Annotated in this window: 6 protein-coding genes; 4 read left to right on the forward strand and 2 right to left on the reverse strand. The window is 69.3% G+C overall.

What is annotated here, in order from left to right:
* Positions 1-79 precede the first annotated feature (79 nt).
* The 3 genes from D3105_RS32220 (at position 80) to D3105_RS32230 (ending at position 2,069) form a co-directional block, all read left to right on the forward strand.
* Positions 80-775, forward strand: a complete 696-nt coding sequence (locus tag D3105_RS32220) for a response regulator (RefSeq protein ID WP_030716139.1) — start codon at positions 80-82, stop codon at positions 773-775.
* Positions 776-851: 76 nt separating this feature from the next.
* Complete coding sequence (locus D3105_RS32225) at positions 852-1,277, forward strand: OB-fold nucleic acid binding domain-containing protein (protein ID WP_179255748.1); 426 nt, start codon at positions 852-854, stop codon at positions 1,275-1,277.
* A gap of 3 nt (positions 1,278-1,280) precedes the next feature.
* Entirely contained in the window at positions 1,281-2,069 is a 789-nt protein-coding gene (locus D3105_RS32230; RefSeq protein WP_118906391.1) for a DUF3159 domain-containing protein, read from the forward strand.
* Positions 2,070-2,140: 71 nt separating this feature from the next.
* On the opposite strand, the gene D3105_RS32235 is transcribed toward D3105_RS32230, so the two are convergent.
* Positions 2,141-2,818, reverse strand: a complete 678-nt coding sequence (locus D3105_RS32235) for a potassium channel family protein (RefSeq protein ID WP_032767671.1) — start codon at positions 2,816-2,818, stop codon at positions 2,141-2,143.
* A complete protein-coding gene (locus D3105_RS32240) occupies positions 2,818-3,486 on the reverse strand; it encodes a potassium channel family protein (protein ID WP_010059595.1) in 669 nt (222 codons plus the stop codon). Before D3105_RS32240 ends, D3105_RS32235 begins: the two co-directional genes overlap by 1 nt.
* Before the next feature lie 322 nt (positions 3,487-3,808).
* Here D3105_RS32240 and D3105_RS32245 point away from each other — a divergent pair, with 322 nt between their 5' ends.
* A complete protein-coding gene (locus D3105_RS32245) occupies positions 3,809-5,845 on the forward strand; it encodes an APC family permease (RefSeq protein WP_118906392.1) in 2,037 nt (678 codons plus the stop codon).
* Positions 5,846-5,863 lie beyond the last annotated feature (18 nt).

A 5,863-nucleotide genomic window follows, 5' to 3' on the forward strand; every position in this document is an offset into this window, starting at 1 on the left:
GCCCCGACGTGTTCCCCGCCCCCTCCCCGTACAACCCGCAAAGCCCGTGCAGCCCGTTCAGCAGAAAGGCAGGTCCGCGATGACCAGGGTGCTTGTGGTCGACGACGAGCCGCAGATCGTCCGCGCCCTCGTGATCAACCTGAAGGCCCGCCAGTACGAGGTCGACGCCGCGCCCGACGGGGCGACCGCCCTCCAGCTCGCCGCCGCCCGCCACCCCGACGTCGTCCTCCTCGACCTGGGGCTGCCCGACATGGACGGGGTCGAGGTGATCAGGGGGCTGCGCGGCTGGACCCGGGTCCCGATCCTCGTCCTCTCCGCGCGTCAGACGTCCGACGAGAAGGTGGAGGCGCTGGACGCCGGGGCCGACGACTACGTCACCAAACCGTTCGGCATGGACGAGCTGCTGGCCCGGCTGCGCGCCTCCGTACGCCGGGCGGAACCGGTCGGCCAGGAGGGCGGCACCGAGGACATCGCCCTCGTCGAGACCGCCGGCTTCACCGTCGACCTGGCGGCGAAGAAGGTGCACCGGGCCGGCCGCGACGTACGCCTCACCCCCACCGAATGGCATCTGCTGGAGGTCCTCGTCCGCAACGCCGGCCGCCTGGTCAGCCAGAAGCAGCTCCTCCAGGAGGTCTGGGGCCCTTCCTACGGCACCGAGACCAACTATCTGCGCGTCTACATGGCCCAGCTGCGCCGCAAGCTGGAGGCGGACCCCTCGCACCCCCGTCACTTCGTCACCGAACCGGGCATGGGGTACCGGTTCGAGCGCGACTGACCCCGTACGGGCTCACCGTTTCGAGTGATCATCGCGGCCCCACGTGTACCGCCCGCAGGACCGGTACCCTTCGGGTATGAGTGCTGTTTCCCGATCCGAGAAAGCCGGGAAGGCTGGGAAGGCGGCGAAGCCTTCCGGGCGCTTCCGCCGTATGCTCGACCGGCTCTCCAGTTCCCAGGAGGACCTGGAGTCCCAGGAGCTGCGGGAGGACGCGCAGGCCACCGGGTGCACCCGGATCTCCGAGTGCTCCGACCGGCAGATCGTGAAGGTGGCTGGTACGTTGCGGACCGTCACCCTCCGCCCCCGGGCCGGAGTGCCCGCCCTGGAGGCGGAGCTCTTCGACGGCACCGAGCCGCTGGACGTGGTCTGGCTCGGCCGCCGCTCCATCGTCGGCATAGAGCCCGGCCGCAGGATCATCGCCTCGGGGCGGGTCGCCATGAGCCACGGCCGCCGGGTGCTGTTCAACCCCACATACGAACTCCGACCGCTCGGCAAGGAGTAGCCGGTGACGTCCCTCGACAAGCCGACGTCCGACACGGACCAGTCCCACCGCACCGACCCGCAGCACACGGGCGGGAGGCACGCCGCCCAGCAGGACGCGGAGTCGAAGGCCGTCACCGAGGCCGCGCTCTTCGAGGCCTTCGGCGGGGTGCGCGGCATGGTGGAGACAGTCCTCCCCGGGCTGCTCTTCGTCACGATCTTCACCATCAACAAGAACCTGAACGCCTCGGCCATCGCGGCCCTGGCGGTGTCCCTGGCCCTCGTCGTCGTCCGGCTGATCCGCCGGGACACCGTCAAGCACGCCTTCAGCGGCGTATTCGGGGTGGCCTTCGGCGTCCTCTTCGCGAAGATGACGGGCGAGGCCAAGGACTTCTATCTGCCGGGCATGCTCTACACCCTGGGCCTGTCGGTCGCCTACATCGCCACCGCCGCCGCCGGCGTTCCCCTGATCGGCCTGATCCTCGGCCCGGTCTTCAAGGAGAACCTCTCCTGGCGGACCCGTAACCCGGGCCGGAAGAAGGCGTACACCAGGGCCAGCTACGCCTGGGGCTTCATCCTGCTGGCCAAGTGCGCGATCCTCTTCCCGCTCTACTGGTGGGCCGACACCACCCAGTTCGGCTGGGTGCTCATCGCGCTGAAGATCCCGCCGTTCCTGCTCGCGGTCTACCTGACCTGGATCTTCCTCGCGAAGGCGCCTCCGCCCATCGACGTTTTCGCCGAGATGGAGGCCGAGGAACAGGCCGAGAAGGAGCGCAAGGCCGCGGCGGCCGCCCTCCGCGACCCGGAGGCCTGACCCCCGCACCGCTGCACCGAAAGGGGCCGGAACCGCTCAGCGGTTCCGGCCCCTTTCGCATGGTGGCCCGCTCAGCCGTCCTCAGGACTCCGCCGGACCGACAGCAGATCCTCCAACTGCTCCTCGCGCGCCTGGGCGGCCACGAACAGCAGCTCGTCCCCGGCCTCCAGGGACTCCTCGGGGCTCGGCGTCAGCACCCGCGTACCCCGGATGATCGTCACCAGCGAGGTGTCCGCGGGCCAGGCCACATCCCCGACGCGGATGCCGGCCAGCGCAGACTCCGGCGGCAGGGTCAGCTCCACCAGGTTGGCGTCGCCGTGGCTGAAGCGCAGCAGCCGGACCAGATCACCGACGCTCACCGCCTCCTCGACCAGGGCCGACATCAGCCGCGGCGTCGAGACGGCGACGTCCACGCCCCAGGACTCGTTGAACAGCCACTCGTTCTTCGGGTTGTTCACCCGGGCCACCACGCGCGGCACGCCGTACTCGGTCTTGGCGAGCAGCGAGACGACCAGGTTCACCTTGTCGTCCCCGGTCGCGGCGATCACCACGTTGCACCGCTGCAGTGCCGCCTCGTCCAGCGACGTGATCTCACAGGCGTCCGCGAGCAGCCACTCGGCCATCGGGACCCGCTCCACCGAGATGGCGGTCGGCGCCTTGTCGATCAGCAGTACCTCGTGCCCGTTCTCCAGCAACTCGGCGGCGATGGAACGACCCACCGCACCCGCCCCGGCAATCGACACACGCATCAGTGACCGTCCTCCTCGGGACCCTGGGCGAAGGCCTCTTCGACCTGGGCGATCTCGTCCGTACGCATCATCACGTGGACCAGGTCGCCTTCCTGGAGAACGGTCTGCGAGGTCGGCAGTATGGCCTCGCCCAACCGGGTGAGGAAGGCCACCCGGACCCCCGTCTCCTCCTGGAGCGTGCTGATCTTGTGGCCGATCCAGGACGGCGTCGTGTGCACCTCGGCGAGCTGCACACCCCCGCTCGGATCGCGCCACAGCGGCTCCGCGCCCGACGGCAGCAGCCGCCGCAGCATCTGGTCCGCCGTCCAGCGCACCGTCGCCACGGTGGGGATGCCGAGGCGCTGGTAGACCTCGGCGCGCCGGGGGTCGTAGATGCGCGCGGCGACGTTCTCGATGGAGAACATCTCGCGGGCCACCCGGGCCGCGATGATGTTGGAGTTGTCGCCGCTGCTGACCGCGGCGAACGCCCCGGCGTCCTCGATCCCCGCCTCGCGGAGGGTGTCCTGGTCGAAACCGACCCCGGTGACCCGGCGACCGCCGAATCCGGACCCCAGGCGACGGAACGCCGTCGGGTCCTGGTCGATCACCGCGACGGTGTGCCCCTGCTGTTCCAGGGTCTGTGCGAGAGCGGCACCGACGCGCCCGCAGCCCATGATGACGATGTGCACTGTGCGCCTACCCCGCCGTCCTGGTCATCCAGCTGACCTGCGAAAACACGCTGCTCACACTTCTCTCTCGGCTTGCTGGGCAAACAAAGCGGCACACACCCGCAGTGTGGCCGGGAGTCGAGCTTATGCGCCGGGGAAGCCCCTGCCTCATCCGAGGCTCCGTATCGTCGCGCACTCCGGTAAAGGGAAAGCAAAACAGGGGGAACGGGCGCAAGGATCGCGTTAAAGAATGCAGCGGCGTTCTCCTCCGACCGCAGGAGATTGCGGGGCCACGTCGAAAGGGCGTGCTTTCCGGCCACGGGCTCCGCTTACGATCCTCAGCGTGTCCAAACTGACCGACCTGCCCAAACGGATCCTGATCGGCCGCGCGCTGCGCAGCGACAAGCTCGGGGAGACCCTGCTCCCCAAGCGCATCGCGCTGCCCGTCTTCGCGTCCGACCCGTTGTCCTCGGTGGCGTACGCACCCGGAGAAGTCCTCCTCGTACTGTCCATCGCGGGGGTGTCGGCGTACCACTTCAGCCCCTGGATCGCCGTCGCGGTCGTCGTCCTCATGTTCACGGTCGTCGCCTCCTACCGGCAGAACGTCCGCGCCTACCCGAGCGGCGGCGGCGACTACGAGGTCGCGACCACCAACCTCGGCCCCAAGGCAGGACTGACCGTCGCCAGCGCCCTGCTCGTCGACTACGTCCTCACCGTCGCCGTGTCGATCTCCTCCGGAGTCGAGAACCTCGGCTCCGCGATCCCGTTCGTCATCGAGCACAAGACGTTCTGCGCCATAGGCGCCATCGTCCTGCTCACCTTGATGAACCTGCGCGGAGTGAAGGAGTCCGGGAGACTCTTCGCCATTCCCACCTATCTCTTCGTGACCGGCGTCTTCCTCATGATCCTGTGGGGCGCTTTCCGCGGACTGATCCTCGGCGACACGATGCACGCCCCTACCTCCGACCTGGTGATCAAGCCCGAGCACGAGGGACTGGCGGGGTTCGCGCTCGTCTTCCTCCTCCTGCGGGCCTTCTCCTCCGGCTGCGCGGCCCTCACCGGTGTCGAGGCGATCAGCAACGGGGTGCCCGCGTTCCGGAAGCCGAAGAGCCGCAACGCCGCGACCACCCTCGCCCTGATGGGCCTGCTCGCCGTCACCATGTTCTGCGGCATCATCGGCCTGGCTCTGGCCACCGACGTCAAGATGGCCGAGAACCCGGCGGTCGACCTGATCCGCGACGGCGCCCCGGTCGGCGCGGACTTCACCCAGGACCCGGTCATCGCCCAGGTCGCCGAGGCGGTCTTCGGCCACGGCTCCTTCCTCTTCCTGGTCCTCGCGGCCGCCACCGCCCTGGTCCTGTTCCTCGCAGCGAACACCGCGTACAACGGCTTCCCGCTGCTCGGCTCGATCCTCGCCCAGGACCGCTATCTGCCGCGCCAGCTCCACACCCGCGGCGACCGCCTCGCCTTCTCCAACGGCATCGTGCTGCTGGCGGGCGCCGCGATCCTGCTCGTCTGGATCTACGGCGCCGACTCCACGCACCTGATCCAGCTCTACATCGTCGGGGTGTTCGTCTCCTTCACCCTCAGCCAGGCCGGCATGGTGCGGCACTGGAACCGGCTGCTCGCCGACGAACGGGACCAGGCCAGGCGCCGCCACATGATCCGCTCCCGCGCCATCAACGCCTTCGGCGCCTTCTTCTGCGGCGTCGTCCTGGTGATCGTCCTCGCCACCAAGTTCACCCACGGCGCCTGGGTGGCCCTGCTCGGCATGGTCATCTTCTACGGCACGATGACCGCGATCCGGAAGCACTACGACCGGGTCTCCGCCGAGATCGCCGCCGACGAGACCCCCGCCGACGAGAGCGTTCGCCCCTCCCGCGTTCACGCGATCGTCCTCGTCTCCAAGCTCCACCGCCCCACGCTGCGCGCCCTCGCCTACGCCCAGCTCATCCGCGCCGACCAGCTGGAGGCGCTCTCCATCAGCGTCGACCCGGACGAGACGAAGGCCCTGCGCGAGGACTGGGAGCGGCGTGCCATCAACGTCCCCCTCAAGATCCTCGACTCGCCCTACCGCGAGGTGACCCGCCCGGTCATCGAGTACGTGAAGGGCCTGCGCCGCCAGAGCCCGCGCGACGTGGTCAGCGTCTATATCCCCGAGTACGTGGTCGGGCACTGGTACGAGCACCTGCTGCACAACCAGAGCGCCCTGCGACTGAAGGGCCGGCTGCTCTTCACGCCCGGGGTCATGGTGACCTCCGTCCCGTACCAGCTCCAGTCCTCGGAGGCGGCGAAGAAGCGGGCCCGCAAGCGCGCGGACTGGAGCGCTCCGGGTTCGGTGCGCCGGGGCCCGGTGGAGCGGGGTAACCGCAAGGGGTGAGGGGAGGGGGGAGAGGGA

The organism is Streptomyces globisporus (assembly GCF_003501885.1).
In the GTDB taxonomy this organism is placed as follows: Bacteria; Actinomycetota; Actinomycetes; order Streptomycetales; family Streptomycetaceae; genus Streptomyces; species Streptomyces globisporus_D.

What these genes read in the sequence shown, in the direction of transcription:
- D3105_RS32220 (WP_030716139.1), top strand. Translation starts at nt 80, where the DNA reads ATGACCAGGGTGCTTGTGGTCGACGACGAGCCGCAGATCGTCCGCGCC.
- D3105_RS32235 (WP_032767671.1), bottom strand. Translation starts at nt 2,818, where the DNA reads ATGCGTGTGTCGATTGCCGGGGCGGGTGCGGTGGGTCGTTCCATCGCC.
- D3105_RS32225 (WP_179255748.1), top strand. Translation starts at nt 852, where the DNA reads ATGAGTGCTGTTTCCCGATCCGAGAAAGCCGGGAAGGCTGGGAAGGCG.